Raw genomic sequence first — 18,090 nt, forward strand, 5'->3', positions numbered from 1 at the left:
TTTACAGGATTTTTATCTATCAAATCTTTCTTTTTCTCTAATTATCCTCATAAGTGTTAATGTTCTTGAAAAGTCTGTATTAAATTCTACATCATCTAATTTTTTAATTGGCATCGCTGCCATTGAAGTTGAAGAAATAAATACCTCATCAAATTTATTTTGTCTAACTTCTTTTAACATTGGAGCTCTCATAACAACTTCGATTCCTAATTTTTCACTTGCTTCTAAAATCCTTGTTCGTGTTACACCTTCTAGGACTTTATCATTTTCAGCTGTATATAATTTATTATTAGAAAATCCATAAAAATTAGACCTTGTTCCCTCTAATAAATACCCATCTCTATTTACTAATATAGCTTCAAAACCACCTTTACTTTTTGCATCTTCTAGTGCTATATAGCTTAAAAGCAAATTACTTGTTTTAAATTTTGGAAATAGTCTCTCACCTTCATAAGATGTTACAACTACCCCTTCTTTATAATATGAATCAGGGTACGTAATCTTTTTTGTATATGTAATAAATAATTTAGGATCTTCTCCACCAATTATCAAAATTCTCATGGTGGCACTTTCAATTGTATCTGTTTTTATTAATTTAATTATACTTTGCTTTATTTCGCCTCGTTTAAAAGGATGACGGAGTTTTATACCAACACATGAATTAAATAATCTTGTTATATGATCTTCTAAAAAAATTGCTCTTCCATTTACAATCGAAATTGATTCATATGCTGAAAAGCTAAATTGAACTTCTCTATATGCAACATTTACAACTGCATCTTCAACTTTAACTATTTCACCATTCATTATTGCATGTTCTCTGAACATTTTTTATACCTTCTTTACTCTTGATATCTTAATAGCTCTCTTGGCTTGCTTCCATTTGCTGGACCAACTATTCCCTTAGCCTCCATATCTTCTACAAGCCTTGCTGCTCTGTTATACCCAATTTTAAGTCTTCTTTGCAAGAAGGATGCTGAAACACTTCCTCTCTCAAATGCTATATTTAAGGCTGCATTCCACAATTCATCATCTGTATTATCATCCATATCTCGATCAATATCATCGTCATATGGATCTTCAAAATATGACTCATCAATGTAATCTGGTTCTTCTTGTCTTTTCGCATAAGCTACTATATCTTCAACTTCTTCATCAGATAAAAATACGCCTTGCATCCTAGTAACAGGCTTTCCATTGGCACTAAATAGCATGTCCCCTTTACCAAGTAAATCTTCTGCACCTGTTGTTCCAATAATTGTTCTAGAATCTTGAATCGATGTTACTGCAAAAGCTACCCTTGTTGGTAAGTTATTTTTTATAACACCTGTTATTACATCAACCGATGGTCTTTGGGTTGCAAATACTAAATGTATACCTACAGCTCTACTCATTGCTGTAAGTCTTGAAACTTTCTCATCTAAATCTTTCCCAGCAGTACTCATTAGAGAAGCAAATTCATCAATAATTACTACTATATATGGCATTTTTTCTTGTGCTATCTTTTGCTCTTTTATCTTTTTATTATAGCCTTTAATATTTCTAACGCTCATTTTAGCTAGCATTTTATTTCTTCTATCCATTTCATCAATACAGAAATCTAAAACTTTTAATGCTCGCTTAGTTTCAGTTATTACAGGTGTCAATAAATGCGGAATTCCATTATAGATTGTCAATTCAACTACTTTAGGATCTACCATAATTAATCTAACATCACGAGGTGTCCTTGTATAAAGGATTGAACAAATTAATGAATTTACACAAACACTCTTACCAGAGCCGGTAGATCCTGCTATTAACATATGAGGAGATGTTGCAACATCGAATGATTTACACTCTCCATATAAAGTTCTTCCCATTGTCATTGGAATTGCCATATCTGAAGTATCTACACTAGTTAATATTTCTTTAAAACCTACGATATCTCTTTTACGATTCGGTATTTCAACACCTACTGCAGTTTGACCAGGAATTGGTGCTAATATCCTAACTTTCTTTGCAGCTAGATTCATAGCTATGTTATCTCTAAGATTTGTAATCGCATTAACTTTAATTCCTGGGGCAGGAACTATTTCAAACATTGTAACCGTTGGACCTTTTACTATATTTCTAAGTTCTACATCATATTTAAACTGTGCTAGAGTCTCAATTAACATTCTAGCTTGCTTTTTAACATTTTCATCTATCTCTTGAGTTGGTTGTGGGTATTCATTTAATAAAGATTTGGGAGGAAATTTATATGAGAACTTGTTAGGATCAAGTAGCCTTGATGAAGATAACCCCGCAACTGCAGACTCTAAGTCTTCATCGTCCTCATCATTTATAATAGGATCATCAGTTTCATCTACTAATTGAGCTGAACCTACAGGCCTTGCAGTACTGTGATAATTGTTTATATTTTTAAAACTATCATCGTTTAAATCACTAGTCTCTCTATTTTTACCATTTGATTGGAGTTGTGAAGATGTTATTTCTTGTTCATAATCATTAAAATCTATATCAGAAAAATCATCATTTAAAAGTGAATCTTTCTTCTCTGTCACTTTTTTATTTATCTCATCGATTATATTTGATGTTGTTTTTTCTCTAGCTTCTTTACTTTCGACTATATTTTCAATTTCATCTTTAATTGCATTTTTTTCAGTTGCCTTTAAAAGATGTCCACTTCTCATAATGTTCTTTAGTGGATCATGAAGATAATCCTCATTCTTCTTCTTTAATACGGCTGAGTTCTTTCTAATTTTACTATTATATATTCCTGATACTTTATTTTTTGCATCAATAATATCTCTATCATGTTTAGCTTGTTGTGTAGGATCAGTTATATTTTCATTATTGATTGTATTTTGTTTGTTTTTATCTATACTTTCAGATAATATTGATCCAAAACTTAATGAATCCCTTTTTACTTGCTGTGTATTAGTTGAAGTTTTTTTTGTAATTGGCTCAATTGTATTAAGCTTCTTCATCTTTTCTTCAACATTCTTTTTTGCAAGTTTCAACGTTTCTAGAGAGATGGTCTGATTTGAATTTAAATTGGAAATGAAATCATCATCTACTGAGTCTTTAATCTCACTTTTTTTTGAATCATATTTTTCAACATTTTTAGGTGGTTTAATATCTCCAAAATCATAATTTGTCTTTTCTTTATCAACAAAGGATAATGTTGGTATATCTACTGGCTTAGGAAAATTTACTCCTAAATCAGTCTGTACTGACTTAACTTCAGACTTTTTATTTACTACCTCTTCTTTTGGGACAACACCTTTTTTTGTTTTATCATCTTTTATTTTTTCTGTTTTTTTTCTTTTATCTTTTCTATTATGCCTTCTATTTAAATAATCACTGATAGGATTAAGAATTATAAGAAGAGATAATTCTATTACTATACTAAGTAGAAGTCTAAAAGATATTTCTGCTGATGATAAATCTTCACTTAAAAGTGATGTGGTTAAAAATTTAGGGAATGGGTAATTATTTGCCTTTAAGGTAATTAAATATATACTATAAACAAATGAAGCAAAGATTAAAATCTTAAAATATGAATATGGTTTTTTACCTCGATAACTAAATATCATTAGTGATATTATAAAAAGTGAAATATATGTGGGTATTAGTAATATTGGGTTTCCTGGTACAAAACTAATATAATTAGCTAAAAAAGTGCTTAGATTTGTGGATATACCAATCAAACTTACTGGTTTATTAACTAATGGTATTATACTTGTTAAAAAAAGTAAAAGCGAAGTTACTAAAAATAAAATAGCTAGAACTAGGGAAAATTTAGTACCTTTTTTATTCTCAACAATATTATTTTCTAGATTAGGAATTTTTTCTCTTGTTTTTTTATTTTTTTTTGCTTTATTTCTCACTTTGCGCTCACACTATATTTTTTGTTTATTATCATATCATATATAGACAATTTCATCGACCAAAAATTACATTTTACTTTACAATTGTAAAAAATATTTTATAAATAAAAAAGAGCCTATGAAGGCTCCTTTATATCTAAGTGTTCTGTTTTCTCAATAAACATAGCATTCTAGGTGCATCAATGAAAGGTATATTTAAATCTACATATTCCCAATTCCATTTGCTTTCACACTCTTCTTCTACTATTTTCAGCTCTGCCTCAACACTATCGTATCTCGCTTTATATGTAACAACAATAGAATCATTGTTTGTTATTTTGTCGATGTAATCAATTATATCAAAAAGAGGATGAAAGGCTCTAAATGTAACTAGATCATAAATTTGATCAACATCTTTTAGATCTTTATCTACTATAGTTACCCTATCATTTAACTTTAGAGCAACTACAGCATTATTTAAGAAATTTACTCTTCGACTCATTCTCTCTATTAAAGTAAATTTATTATTCTCAAAATATATTGCAAGCGGAATTCCAGGAAGTCCTGCACCAGAGCCAACATCACAAATAACTGAATCATTTGTTATATGCTTTTCTATCTCTTTTACAGCGACTAAGCTATCCATTATATGTTTTGTAATAATCTCTTCGTCTTTAGCTCCAACAAGTTTATATTTTTTATTGAATAATTCAATCTCAGCAACATATCTAAGTAATTTGTTTATCTGTTCATCACTAATTTTTATATCTACTTGCTTTAAGCAATCTCTTAAAATATTTTCATATTTCACTATTAATTTTTTCTCCACTTTTTAACATGTACCATTAGTACTGCTATGTCCGTAGTTCTAAGTCCACTAATTCTACTTGCTTGACCAATACTTATAGGGCAAATTTGTTTACACTTTTCAATTCCCTCTGTACTCATGCCTTTAACGCTATCAAAATCAAAATCTTTAGGTATTTTAATTGACTCTAGACTTGCAAATCTCTTTACCTCTTTTTCTTGTTTTTTTATATAGCCTTCATATTTTACATCAAGTTGTGTTTGATATCTAATTGGTTCACTATATAAAGAAAGTTCATGTATTTTTTCCATCATGTCATCAATTTCTACTTCAGGCATTTTCAAAGCTTGTAGTGCATTTTTTTGATTATATGAATTTTGTTTTAATAATTCTTTAACACTTTCTATTCTTTCTAATTTTGTCTTTAATCTTTCTAATTTTTCTTCACTTTGTAGGCCAACTTTATAAGCTAATTCTGTGAGTCTTTGATCACAAGAGTCATGTCTCATGTTTAAGCGATACTCTGCACGAGATGTGAACATTCTATATGGTTCTTTAGTTCCTTTAGTAACTAAATCATCGATTAAAACTCCTGTATAGCTTTCTGCTCTAGATAAAACTAAAGGCTCGTCTCCTTTCAGTTTTTGTGCTGCATTTATTCCAGCCATTAATCCTTGACAAGCTGCTTCTTCATATCCACTAGTTCCATTAGTTTGGCCAGCTACAAATAAACCACTTATCATTATGGTCTCAAGTGAAGGTAATAATTGTAGAGGATCCATGTAATCATACTCAACAGCATAAGCTGGTCTCATAACTTCAACATTTTCTAAACCTTTTAGAGTTCTCATAAATTCGTTTTGGACAAACTCTGGAAGGGAAGAAGAAAGCCCATTTAAATACATCTCTTCACTCTCTTCTCCTTCAGGTTCTATAAAGATTTGGTGACGATTTCTATCTGGAAATCTTACAACCTTATCTTCAATTGAAGGACAGTATCTAGGACCTTTTCCAACTATCTTTCCTCCATATAGTGGGGAAAGGTGCATATATTTTTTAATAATTGCATGAGTTTTTTCATTTGTCCAAGTTATGTAACAAGGAATAGAAGGTCTATTTATTGATTCATAGTCAAATGAAAAAGGCATCATTGGATCATCTCCAGGTTGAATTTCCAATTGAGAAAAATCTATTGAGGATCTTCTAACTCTAGCTGGTGTTCCTGTTTTCATTCTTCCAAGTTTAAAACCATGATTTCTCAAAGCTGTTCCGAGCCCAATTGCAGCACTCTCTCCAAGTCTTCCACATGGAGCATCATATTGACCTATGAAAATTTTACCTTCCATAAAGGTTCCTGTTGTTAAAACTACTGCTTTACTTGAAATTTTATGACCTCTCTCTGTAATTACACCATTGATTTCGTTTTTATCATGGTCAATCATTAAATCGACTACTGTATCCATGAAAATAGAGAGATTGCTCTGCAATTCTAGAGTATGTTTCGCTCTCATATGGTAAGCAAATTTATCAGCTTGAGCTCTTGGTGATTGGACAGCTGGACCTCTTCTTCTATTTAAAATCCTATACTGAATCATTGTACTATCTATTAGGTGAGCCATTTCACCACCTAAAGCATCTACCTCTCTTACAATATTACCTTTTGCTAATCCCCCTATTGCAGGGTTACATGAAAGACGTCCTATTGCATCTATATTTTGAGTTACTAAAAGTGTTTTAAATCCTATTCGACTAGTAGCTAAACATGCCTCAATTCCTGCATGTCCACCACCAATTACTATTACATCATAATCCATATTACTTCCTTATTTTCCGACACAGAATCCACCAAAAATCTTCTCTAAAATATCATCACTTGTAATTTCTCCGGTCAAACCACCTAAAGCGGTTATTGCAGTATTAAGTTCGAGAGCTATCATATCTAAGCCTACATCAACTCTTTCTATACTTAAAATATTTTCAAGAGCTTCTTTAGCTTCTTCTAATAATTGATGTTGTCTACTAGACTCAATTACAAGTGTAGAATCATCAGAAATTTGGATTCCGGAAGCTGTTTTATCTATGATAGCATCAAAGAGAGTCTCAAGGCCTTCTCCAGTTATCGTACTTATTGAAATAGCTTCTTTTCTATGTTTAATATCACGTTTTGTATATGCTAAAATTGTTTTGGGATTATCTACTATGCTTCTATCAATAATTGTATCTTCATCAACTCCATCGACTAAATAAATTATGACATCACAAACATCTAAAAGTTCCTTAGTCCTTTTAATCCCTTCACTTTCAATTACATCACTACTATCTCTAAGTCCTGCTGTATCATATAATCTAACAGGAATTCCTCTAATAGTAGTTTGAGCTTCAATGTAATCTCTTGTAGTCCCTTTTATATCTGAAACTATTGCCCTCTCTTGTTTCAATAATAAGTTAAAGAGCGAGCTTTTACCTGCATTTGTGCTTCCTGCAAGAACTATCTTAACACCTTGTCCATAAAGTCTACCTGTCTCATAAGTGTTAGATAAGGCTTTAATAGACTCTTTAGTTTGAAAGATTATATCTCTAGGAAAGTCAAAATCTTCAACTTCATCTTCTGCATAATCTAACTGTACTTCAATTACAGCCATAGCTTGTAGCAAATTTTGTTTCATCTCTTCAATTCTTTTATATAAAGAGCCTTCTAACCTACCTAAAGCTAAGCCTCTTTCCATTTGACTTTGAGAGGTGACAAGCTCATGTACAGCTTCAGCTTGAGTTAAATCCATCGCACCGTTTAAGAAAGCTCTGAGAGTAAATTCTCCACCTTTTGCTTGTCTCATTCCATGTTTAGTTAACTCTTGCATAATTGCAGTAATTACTGCTAAAGAACCATGAGAGGTAATCTCTATGGCTTCTTCTTTAGTATATCCATGTCCTTCTCTATTAACAGAGAGAACTACTTCATCTATTTTATGATTATTTTCACCTATGATATAGCCATGTAACAAGGTTGCATTCTTACACTTTAATAAACTTTTAGGTCTTGAAAAACAAGAAGAGAGGGCTTTAATAGCCCCTTTTCCACTTATTCTAATTATAGCTAAAGCACTTTGATTCCATCCTGTAGCTAAGGCAAAAATAATATCATCTGTATTATATGTTTCCATGACTGCGATTATATGATATAGCGGTATAAAATGACAAGATAACGAACTATATTTTAACTAAATCTATTTGTACAATATTTTTAGTCTTTTCTAATTATGTAACTTAAAGTTATTTTTATAACTTAATATAAAATTAAATACCTATTAAAATAGGCACCTTAAAAAGGTGCCCAATTTTATAAATAAACTTTTAATTAAAATAATTTTTAGCATTATTAAATGCTATGTCTTTTACTATCCTATTTAAAGTCTCTTCATCATTATAGATTTCACCTTCTTCTACCCAAGTACCAATTATATTACATAATATTCTTCTAAAATATTCATGGCGTGGATAAGATAAAAAAGATCTACTATCTGTTAACATTCCAACGAAATTTGGAAGCATTGAAAGATTTGCTAGAACTTTCATTTGTTCTTCCATCCCATCTTTATGATCTAAGAACCACCAACCTGAACCTAATTGTACTTTAGATTTAATTCCATCTCCCTGAAAACATCCCATCAAAGTTGCTAGTGAATAATGGTCTTTAGGGTTTAATGAATAAAGGATCGTTTTAGGAAGTTGATTTGTTTTCTCCAATTCATTTAAAAATGCTGAAGTTGAAGCTGCAACATTATTATCATGAGAGCAATCATAACCTGTATCAGGTCCTAATATATTAAACATTCTAGTATTGTTATCACGTAATGCTGAAAGATGTAATTGCATTACAATATTTCTTTTGTGATAAGCTCTTGCTAATTGTAGAAGTACAAAGGAACTATAAGCTTCTTCTTCTTTTGCACTTAACTTCTCACCATTCATTTTTTTTACAAAAATTGTGTTAGATTGTTCTTCGCTTAAGAAAATTGCAGGAACTCTCTCAATACCATGGTCTGTTGCTTTACAACCGTTTTCAATAAAGTAATCTAATCTTTTTACTAAGGCTTTTACTACATCACCAATACTCTTAATTTCAATATTAGCAGCTTTTCCAAGTTTATTAATATAATCTTCAAAACCAGCTTTTCCTATATTTAAAGCTTTATCAGGTCTATATGAAGGTAAAACTTTTGTTTCTAAATCGCCTCTTTCTCTAATTATTTTATGACTAGCTAAATCATCAATTGGATCATCTGTTGTTCCAACAGCATAAACATTAAATTTCTTCATGATGCCATATACATCTAAATCTTTATCAGTCTTTAATTTCTCATTAGCTATATTATATATAGTTTTAGCATTTTTAGTATTTAAAGGTAACTTTATATCAAAATACCTTTGTAGTTCTAAATGAGTCCAATGATATAGAGGGTTACCAATTAAATTTTCTGCTGTTTGTGCCCAAGCATAAAATTTATCATAGGGATCTGCATCTCCAGTAATCAACTTTTCATCAATACCAAATGTTCTCATTTGTCTCCATTTGTAATGGTCTCCACCAAGCCAAATATCTACAATAGAATCGAATCTTTTATTTTGTTCGATTTCTTTAGGGATCAAATGACAATGATAGTCAAAAATTGGCATATCTTTAGCTGCTTCAAATAAAGACATAGCGCTTTTTGTTTGTAATAAAAAGTCGCTACCCATAAATTCTTTCATAATTTATCTCCACTTAAAATTCGTTTATATATTATGAAGAAAAAACAATTTCTAATGAGTTTTTTCTAGATTTCAAAATATGTTCTCTCATCCTCTCTGCTGCTAATTTATAATCTTCATCTAGTAAAGCGTTAATAATTTGGATATGTTCATCATAAGTATCAGGGACTCTAAATACTTTTATTCCAGAATAAACTCTTATCCTTTGATTTTGAAATGTAGTATTTTCTAGTGTCTTAACTAAATATTTATTCTTACTACAATGATAAATTAAACTATGAAACTCATCGTCTATTTCAAATTCAACTTTACTCTTTCTATATTCACCACCATACAATTTCTTAAACTCTTTCAACTTTTCTTTATCAATATACATTCCATAAGTCTCAATTATGTATGGCTCTAATAATAATCTTGTTTCAAAGATTGATGCAATTAAATCTGGCGTTAAAGAACAAACTACAATACCCCTTTTAGGCAAAATGTTAACTAACTGCTCTTGTTCAAGTCTCATAAGAGCTTCTCTGATTGGAGTTCTACTAACATTTAATTCGTTAGCTATCATATCTTCATTTATAAAAGCATTTGGCTCATATTCACAATTTACTATTTTATTTTTTATATACTCATATGCAACTTGCTTAAGAGTCTGTTTCCTTTTTGCCATTCTCTAATCCTTCTTAATTTCTAAAAAGAAGTATATTTTATTATTGACAAAAAAGCAATAACATATACAATGATGTATACAACAGTGTATATAAGAGGTAAATTATGAAAACAATTAATGATGTAACAAAGACTGTGGCTAGAAAAGAATCAATTCTTCAATTTGGTGAAGGTAATTTTCTAAGAGCTTTTGTTGATTGGCAAGTAGACGTTGCCAATGAAAAAATGGGTTTTGATTCAAATGTTGTAATTATACAACCATTAGCAACTGGTCTAAGTCAAATGATTAATGACCAAAAAGGTCTTTATACAACTATCACTAGAGGAATTAGAGATGGAGAAATCGTTGAAGATTACAGAAAGATTACTAGTGTAAGTCGTTGTATTAATGTTTATGATGAATTTGACAAATATATGGAATTAAGTAAAAGTGAAGATTTGAAATTTGTTGTTTCAAACACTACTGAATCAGGTATTGCTTATGCAAAGAATTGTAAATTAGAGGACAAACCTGCTGCTTCATTCCCTGCAAAAGTTACACAATTTTTATTCAGTCGCTTTAACTTCTTCGAAAAAAAAGGTCATGGATTAATTTTCCTTCCTTGTGAATTAATTGACAAAAACGGTGATAATTTAGAAGCTTTAATTATTAGATATGCTCAAGAATGGAATTTAGGTGATGACTTTATCAATTGGGTAAAAAGTGAATGTACTTTCACTAACACATTAGTTGATAGAATCGTAACAGGCTATCCTAGAAAAGATGCGGATCAAATTTGCGAAAAAATTGGTTACAAAGATAATTTATTAGATACAGCTGAATTATTCCATCTATGGGTAATTGAAACACATAAAGATGTAAATGCTTTAAAGGAAGCTCTTCCTTTAGATAAAGCAGGGCTAAATGTTATCTTTACAGATGATATGTCTTTCTACAGAACAAGAAAAGTTAGAATCCTAAACGGTACTCACACTCTTATGGTTCTAGCAGCACACCTTTATGGAATTACTACTGTAGATGAAGCTTTAAATAATGAAACTGTTTACAAATTCATTAAAGAAGGCTTGTTTGATGAAATCATTGAATCTATGGATGGTGATAAAGAAATGCTTCTTGATTATGCAAATGATGTATTAACAAGATTTAAAAATCCTTTCTTAAACCACCAAGTTCTTTCTATTTCACTAAACTCAACTTCAAAATTCAAAACTCGTGATTTACCTTCTCTTCTTTCATATGTAGAAAAGTTTAATAAAGTACCACAAGCTCTAAGTTTCTCAATTGCATCTTTAATTCGTTTCTACAAAGGTAGTGAAATTGAAAATAGAAGTATGAAAGGCTTATATAATGATAAAGAATATCTAATTAAAGATGATGAATCTGTTTTAGAATTCTTTGAAAATCTTTACAAAGAATATGATGAAACTAAAGCTGAAAATAGAAAAGTCATCGTTAACAAAGTATTATCAAATTCTGATTGGTGGGGACAAGACTTAACTCAAATTGAATCTCTAGAAGATAACGTTTTAACTTATTTTGATTCAATCTGTGAAAAAGGTATGAAAACAGCCCTAACTGAGTTTGTAAATAGGAAAAACTAAATGGAAAAAAAATATATCAAAATTCGTGAAGAAGACAATGTCTTAATTGCTTTATCACCTTTAAAGCAAGGGGATACTATCACCATCGATAATGATAGTTTCACCTTGTTAGAAGATATCCCTCAAGGGCATAAAATTGCCCTTAAGGATATTAATGAAGGTGAAAACATTATAAAATATGGTTACCCTATTGGTAGAGCAAAATGCCCTATTAAAAAAGCTAGACATGTTCATATCCATAATGTAAAAACTAACCTGAGCGAACAAATTGAATACTCTTATGACCCTAATAAAGCTAAGGCTTTAAAAGAACAATGGGAAAAAGAAAATGAAGCTAAAGATGATATCTTTATTAACGCTTATGTTAGAGAAAATAATGATATTGCAATTAGAAATGATATCTGGATTATTCCAACTGTTGGTTGTGTTAACAAAATTGCTACAACACTTGAAGTTTGGGGTGAAGAAAAAATCAAAGGAACTAATATCGATAAGGTATTAGCCTTAACCCATCCTTATGGTTGTTCTCAAATGGGCGACGATCATGAAAACACTAAAAAGATTTTAGCTAATTTAGTAAAACATCCACACGCCGGAGGAGTTCTAGTTTTAGGTCTTGGTTGTGAAAACAATACTATAGATAAATTTAAAGAAGAATTAAATGGCTATAATAGTGATAGAGTCAAATTCTTAATAGCACAAGAGAGTGAAGATGAAATTGCTGACGCTAAAAAATTGCTTCTTGAATTAATTGATTATGCTTCTAAATCTAAAAGAGAAAAAGTTAGCATTTCAAGACTTAAAATTGGCATGAAATGTGGTGGCTCTGACGGACTTTCAGGAATTAGTGCAAACCCTCTAGTTGGCCTTGTTTGTGATAAGTTATCTGCTTATAAATCAAGTGTAATATTAACCGAAGTTCCAGAAATGTTCGGTGCTGAACAAGTTTTAATGGATAGATGTGTTAACAAAGAAGTTTTCAATGATTGTGTTGATTTAATTAATAATTTTAAACAATACTACATAGATAATAACCAAGTTGTGTATGAAAACCCATCTCCTGGTAATAAGGCTGGAGGTATTACAACTTTAGAAGATAAATCATTAGGTTGTGTACAAAAAGGTGGAAAAGCTCCTGTTGAAGGTGTTTTAAACTATGGTGATTTAATTAAAGATTCTGGTTTACTTCTTTTAAATGGTCCTGGAAACGATATTGTTTCAACTACTAATATGAGTGCTAGTGGAGTAAATTTAATTCTATTTACAACTGGTAGAGGTACTCCCCTAGGATCAGTAGTTCCTACTGTTAAAATTGCAACTAACCACAATTTGGCAGTAAATAAAAAGAATTGGATTGATTTTGATGCTTCAACTATGTTAACTCAAGATAAAAATGAAGTTAGAGATCAACTAATTTCCTACATCATCTCTCTAGCAAATGGTGAGAATAAGACTAAAAATGAAATAAACAATTACAATGAAATTGCTATTTTCAAAAATGGTGTTACTCTCTAAATTGTAAAATGATATATGGCTCCAAAGTAAATATTGCTTTGGAGTCTTTTTAACTATTTTTATCTTGAACAAGAATATATTTACAAGATAATATAGAACAGTTATGAAACATATTGATAAATTACAAGCTGCTAAAAATAGAAGCATTTTATATACTAATATTAGAAAATTTTTTAATGATAAAGATTATTTAGAAGTTGAAACTCCATCTCTATCCCCCACTTTAATCCCTGAAGCAACTATTGAAAACTTTTCAACACAATTTCTTTCAGATTTTCTTCCTTCAAAAGAACTTTATCTAATTCCATCTCCTGAAATTTTTATGAAAGAATTGATTAGTGAAGGTTTCCCTTCCATATATCAATTTTCAAAATGTTTTAGAAACAGTGAACAAATAGGAAAACAACATAATATAGAATTTACAATGCTCGAATATTATTCAATTGGTATGGATGAACAAGATTCAATCGAGTTAACAAGTGAGATGATTGAGAAAACTCATTTAAAAGATACTCCAAGTTGGGCTTTACCTCCATTTAGGAAAATGAGTGTAAATGATGCTATGAAGAAATTCTGTGATATTGATTTAGAAAAATGCCAAAGCCAATCACAGCTATATGAAAAAGCAATTAAATGTGGTCTAACTAGTGTTCAAAGAAATGAAAGTTGGGAATCAACTTTTAATAGATTATTCTTAACTTTTGTAGAGCCTAATTTACCACAAGATAAACCTTTAATTTTAGACAACTATCCCAAACAAATCGATTGTTTAGCAACTAATCAACCTAATTCACCTTTCAAAAAAAGATGGGAAATGTATATAGGGGGACTAGAGATTGCAAACTGTTATGATGAGTTGAGAGATGAAGATAAAATTAAAGAATATTATAGAAAAGAGTACTCTACTATAATTAGAGAAAGATCTTCTTCTAATCGAGTTATAGCAGATATTGATGACGAATATTATAAAATATTTAAGTCTTTCCCACAGACTAGTGGAGTCGCAATTGGAATGGATAGACTTTTGATGAGTCAGATGAATATTGATAATATTGAGGGGGTGATTATTTTTCCCTTTTCTGATATGCTACTATAGCTATTAAATTTAATTCCATTATACAGAGGTAAATAAGCATGATAAAAGCAGGTCAAATCGATAAAGGCACCGCACTACTTATTAAAGGACAACCTTTCGTTTGCATCGATAGAGAATTCGTCAATCCAGGAAAAGGTTCAGCATTTGTACGTTTAAAACTAAAAAATCCTGGCACAGGTCAAATCTTAGCTGAAACAATGAAAAGCCAAGATAACGCAGAAGATATCACAGTAGAAGATAGAGATTGTCAATATTTATATAATGATGGCGAATCATTCCATTTAATGTTAACTGATACTTACGATCAAATCGAAGTACCAATGGCAAACTTCCCTGATTATGAATATCTTATGAAAGACGGTGACACTTATCGTTGTACATTCTGGGAAACTCAACTATTAGACATCCAAATTCCTAGTAAAGTTGTTTACTTAGTAGCTGAAGCTGAAGAAGCTATTAAAGGTGATACAGTTCAAGGTGCTACTAAATATGTTACAACTGAAACTGGTTTAAAAGTTAAATGTCCAATTTTCATTAAAAAAGGTGAAAAAATTAGAATTAACACTGAAACTAAAGAATATTTAGAAAGAGTTAATAGCTAGTTAATCTTTATTGATAATTTAAAAGCCAATTACGCAAGTCTCACATATTTGACTTAAGTAATAGGCTTTTTTTATGCAAAATTCATTTAGTAATTAAAAAAAGAAGTCGTAACAAATGGCAACGACCTCTTTAATTTTTTAAAATATATAATTAATAAATTGAATAATGTAGATAATATTGTTTAGCATTTTCTTTAGTAATTAAATACATTTAACCATATCATGGAAGTAATCACTATTGATTGAAAATGCATCTTAAAACTATCTTCCTAATTTTCTTTTGTCATCTCTACAGGATCATCTTCTGGTTCACCTCTATGAACACCTCTCATTAAGAAGAACGCTACACCCATATTGAAGGCTGCATAGACAAACAAACTTTGATGGCCAAATAAATCAATACAGAAACCTGTAATTGGTGGAGATATTATGGAAGCTAATTGACTAAAAAAGTAATAAAGCCCTGTATAAATTCCCATGGTTTTGTAATCTGCCATCTGCCATAGCATTGGAAAGCTATTTGTTACTACAGTAACCCAAAAAATTCCAAAGAAAAATAGTAATATCCAAAATGTATATTGTCTAAAAGCTTGTGTTGAATTAATGGTTAATTTATTATGTGCAAAAACACCTAGAAGAATAATTACCAAAGCAAATAATGCTATTCGAATAGTTTTTCTTCTTCCAAATTTATGAGCAAATTTACCTGATGGTATAGCAAATATTGCATATGCTATACCGACCATTCCTGCTGCTAAAGAGGCTGTGCCCTGGCTTGTATGTAAGACTTCTACACTATATAACCCAACAAAAGGTAAAACGCCTTGATATGCTATAAACCAAAATAAAAGGGATAATAAAATAAATAATGCACTTTTATCTTTTTCACTAAAAATAACTTTTAAACTTTTTTTAATTGGTACTTTTTCATCATTATCTTCATTTTTATAGTTTCCATCTTTTTCTTTAACAAATATAAATAACAAAATGACAGCAACAATTACTAATATACTTGCAGTTGGAAAGGCTAAAATATTTTCATAAGACTTGCCTTTTATTGTTAAAGGAACATCCATTAGTCTTGCTAAACCAACTGTACCAACAATAGTTGCAATTCCCCCCATTGTATTTATTACACCATTAGCTTCTGATCTTACTTCTCCTGGCACCATATCAGGCATCAGAGCAACAACAGGGCCACGTACAGCTTGTTTAAATAGATTTAATAAAAATACTGCTGCTATCAATAACCATAAAGCATATAGGGCAGTAAAGGGTATTAAACCAAAGGTAACTGCAGTTAAAGGTAAAAGAACAATTATAAATGGCATTCTTCTTCCAATAGGCGTTCTTGTTCTATCACTTAAAGCACTAAATATCGGAATCAAAAAGATTGCTAATATGTTATCAAATGTCATAATTGATCCAATTAAACCTTTTGAATCAATAAATTTTGATAAGAAGATTGGAACGTAAGTATCATATAAAGGATCCATTAAACCCATTGTAAAAAAACCAAGTCCAATTAAAAAAGTCGTTACATAATATCCCGACAAACCCTTTTTCTTTTCAGTTGCCATGAATCACACCTCAAATATAAGTATATTTTATTCTACCATAGATTTTTCTTTTAATGTGAATGTTTTTTTTGAAATAACATAAATCTAATATTTAAAAGACAGTGTAAATAAAAAACTATAAAATATTATTTTAAAAAGACTAACTCAAATAATGGGCTAGAAAATTGATTGAACAGTTAAAAATAATTACACGACTACCATATACTAGCTATGAAGCTTTTCAATCTCTCACTTTGAGGATTTTCAAAAATTTCACTAGGACTTCCTATCTCTTCTATTATCCCCTCATGTAAAAAAACAACTCTATCTGATACTTCTTTTGCAAAACCCATTTCATGAGTAACTATTATCATCGTCATTCCATCTTTAGCAAGCTTGTCTATAACTTGAAGGACTTCTCCAACTAATTCTGGATCTAGAGCCGATGTTGGTTCATCAAATAAAAGTACATCAGGCTCCATAGCCAAAGCTCGCGCTATAGCTACACGTTGTTGTTGACCTCCAGATAACATAGCTGGATAAACATCAGCTTTATCAGCTAAGCCAACTTTATCTAATAATTGATAAGCTTTTTTCTTTACCTCTTCTTTATCTTTTTTCTTTATTACAACTGGACCAACCATAACATTTTTCAAAACGGTCTTGTGTGGGAAAAGATTAAATCTTTGAAAAACCATTCCTACCTTTTCCCTAAGTTTATTTATTTCAGTAGCATTTCGCTTGATTTTTTTACCATTAATATAAATATTTCCTTTATTCTTTTTCTCAAGGAAATTAATACATCTAAGCAATGTGCTCTTACCTGAACCACTACCTCCAATGATGCTAATAACTTCTCCTTCATGAATATCTAAATTAATTCCTTTCAAAACCTCTAAATCACAAAATGATTTATGTAAATCTTCAATCTTTATCATTATCCTATCTTTCATCTACTTTTAATCTCCTTTCCAATCTTTTTAGGGTTTTCGACAATATGGTAATAATCACAAAGTAATAAACACCTGCAATAAATAAAATTGGAAAAGGATTATATGTTGCAGCACTAAATTGTCTTGCCGTGAGTGTAATTTCTGTAATTGTGATAACACTAGCTAATGAAGAATCTTTTATAGCTATAATAAATTGATTTCCTAAAGCTGGAACTGATCTTTTAAATGCTTGAGGCAAAATTATATGACTAAAAGATTGAATTTTACTCATACCAAGAGCTCTAGCCGCCTCTTCTTGACCATAATGAATAGAAACAATTGCTCCCCTAAATATTTCACTAATATAAGCACCATTATGAAAGGCTAATCCTATTATTGCAGAAGTAAATGAATTAAATTCTACCCCTATTAGAGGAAGCCCATAAAATATAAAATACAATTGTAAGAGGAGCGGTGTCCCTCTTACAATGGAAATATAAAAGTAAGCTATTTTTTGTAGAAATTTAAATTTAGTTAATTTTAAAGTTGTAACGATTAGACCAATAAAAGTTCCTAGTAAAATAGAAAATACTGATAACTCAAGAGTGTATATAATTGCTTTATCAAATTTTGGTGCATATTTAAATACTACTGAAAAAAAGCCAATAAAAGAGGACATGAAATTAGTAATAAATGTCATTTTTTTTCCT

Annotated in this window: 14 protein-coding genes; 4 read left to right on the forward strand and 10 right to left on the reverse strand. The window is 30.3% G+C overall.

Going from position 1 to position 18,090, the window contains the following annotated elements:
• Positions 1-12: 12 nt before the first annotated feature.
• From ACZ5SO_RS09790 to ACZ5SO_RS09820, 7 genes are all read right to left on the reverse strand, one after another.
• Positions 13-828: an aminotransferase class IV gene (locus ACZ5SO_RS09790; protein WP_464624295.1), complete on the reverse strand. Its 816-nt coding sequence runs from the start codon at positions 826-828 to the stop codon at positions 13-15.
• A gap of 14 nt (positions 829-842) precedes the next feature.
• Positions 843-3,872 carry a DNA translocase FtsK gene (locus ACZ5SO_RS09795; protein ID WP_464624296.1) on the reverse strand — a complete coding sequence of 1,010 codons (3,030 nt, stop codon included), beginning with the start codon at positions 3,870-3,872 and terminating at the stop codon, positions 843-845.
• A gap of 136 nt (positions 3,873-4,008) precedes the next feature.
• Positions 4,009-4,662, reverse strand: a complete 654-nt coding sequence (gene rsmG / locus ACZ5SO_RS09800) for a 16S rRNA (guanine(527)-N(7))-methyltransferase RsmG (protein ID WP_464624298.1) — start codon at positions 4,660-4,662, stop codon at positions 4,009-4,011.
• Between the two features lie 2 nt (positions 4,663-4,664).
• Complete coding sequence (gene mnmG / locus ACZ5SO_RS09805; protein ID WP_464624300.1) at positions 4,665-6,473, reverse strand: tRNA uridine-5-carboxymethylaminomethyl(34) synthesis enzyme MnmG; 1,809 nt, start codon at positions 6,471-6,473, stop codon at positions 4,665-4,667.
• A 9-nt stretch (positions 6,474-6,482) separates the two neighbouring features.
• Entirely contained in the window at positions 6,483-7,820 is a 1,338-nt protein-coding gene (gene mnmE / locus ACZ5SO_RS09810) for a tRNA uridine-5-carboxymethylaminomethyl(34) synthesis GTPase MnmE (RefSeq protein ID WP_464624302.1), read from the reverse strand.
• Between the two features lie 190 nt (positions 7,821-8,010).
• Positions 8,011-9,408, reverse strand: coding sequence for a glucuronate isomerase (gene uxaC / locus ACZ5SO_RS09815; protein WP_464624303.1), 1,398 nt, complete (start codon positions 9,406-9,408; stop codon positions 8,011-8,013).
• Between the two features lie 31 nt (positions 9,409-9,439).
• Positions 9,440-10,075: a GntR family transcriptional regulator gene (locus ACZ5SO_RS09820; RefSeq protein WP_464624305.1), complete on the reverse strand. Its 636-nt coding sequence runs from the start codon at positions 10,073-10,075 to the stop codon at positions 9,440-9,442.
• A 104-nt stretch (positions 10,076-10,179) separates the two neighbouring features.
• Between ACZ5SO_RS09820 and ACZ5SO_RS09825 the strand changes: the two genes are divergently transcribed.
• The 4 genes from ACZ5SO_RS09825 to efp all read left to right on the forward strand — a co-directional run bounded on the left by ACZ5SO_RS09825 (position 10,180) and on the right by efp (position 14,889).
• Positions 10,180-11,676 carry a tagaturonate reductase gene (locus ACZ5SO_RS09825; protein WP_464624306.1) on the forward strand — a complete coding sequence of 499 codons (1,497 nt, stop codon included), beginning with the start codon at positions 10,180-10,182 and terminating at the stop codon, positions 11,674-11,676.
• The gene (locus ACZ5SO_RS09830; RefSeq protein WP_464624308.1) at positions 11,677-13,191 is read left to right on the forward strand and encodes a UxaA family hydrolase; all 1,515 of its coding nucleotides are present in this window, start codon (positions 11,677-11,679) and stop codon (positions 13,189-13,191) included.
• 103 nt (positions 13,192-13,294) lie between these two features.
• The gene (locus ACZ5SO_RS09835) at positions 13,295-14,287 is read left to right on the forward strand and encodes an amino acid--tRNA ligase-related protein (RefSeq protein ID WP_464624309.1); all 993 of its coding nucleotides are present in this window, start codon (positions 13,295-13,297) and stop codon (positions 14,285-14,287) included.
• Positions 14,288-14,325: 38 nt separating this feature from the next.
• Positions 14,326-14,889 carry an elongation factor P gene (gene efp, locus ACZ5SO_RS09840; RefSeq protein WP_464624311.1) on the forward strand — a complete coding sequence of 188 codons (564 nt, stop codon included), beginning with the start codon at positions 14,326-14,328 and terminating at the stop codon, positions 14,887-14,889.
• Between the two features lie 269 nt (positions 14,890-15,158).
• Here the strand turns inward: efp and ACZ5SO_RS09845 are convergent, their stop codons facing one another.
• From ACZ5SO_RS09845 to ACZ5SO_RS09855, 3 genes are all read right to left on the reverse strand, one after another.
• Positions 15,159-16,469: an MFS transporter gene (locus ACZ5SO_RS09845; RefSeq protein ID WP_464624312.1), complete on the reverse strand. Its 1,311-nt coding sequence runs from the start codon at positions 16,467-16,469 to the stop codon at positions 15,159-15,161.
• A gap of 194 nt (positions 16,470-16,663) precedes the next feature.
• Positions 16,664-17,401 carry an amino acid ABC transporter ATP-binding protein gene (locus ACZ5SO_RS09850; protein ID WP_464624314.1) on the reverse strand — a complete coding sequence of 246 codons (738 nt, stop codon included), beginning with the start codon at positions 17,399-17,401 and terminating at the stop codon, positions 16,664-16,666.
• A complete protein-coding gene (locus ACZ5SO_RS09855; protein ID WP_464624315.1) occupies positions 17,391-18,080 on the reverse strand; it encodes an amino acid ABC transporter permease in 690 nt (229 codons plus the stop codon). Before ACZ5SO_RS09855 ends, ACZ5SO_RS09850 begins: the two co-directional genes overlap by 11 nt.
• Positions 18,081-18,090 lie beyond the last annotated feature (10 nt).

Source organism: Pleomorphochaeta naphthae (genome assembly GCF_055396005.1).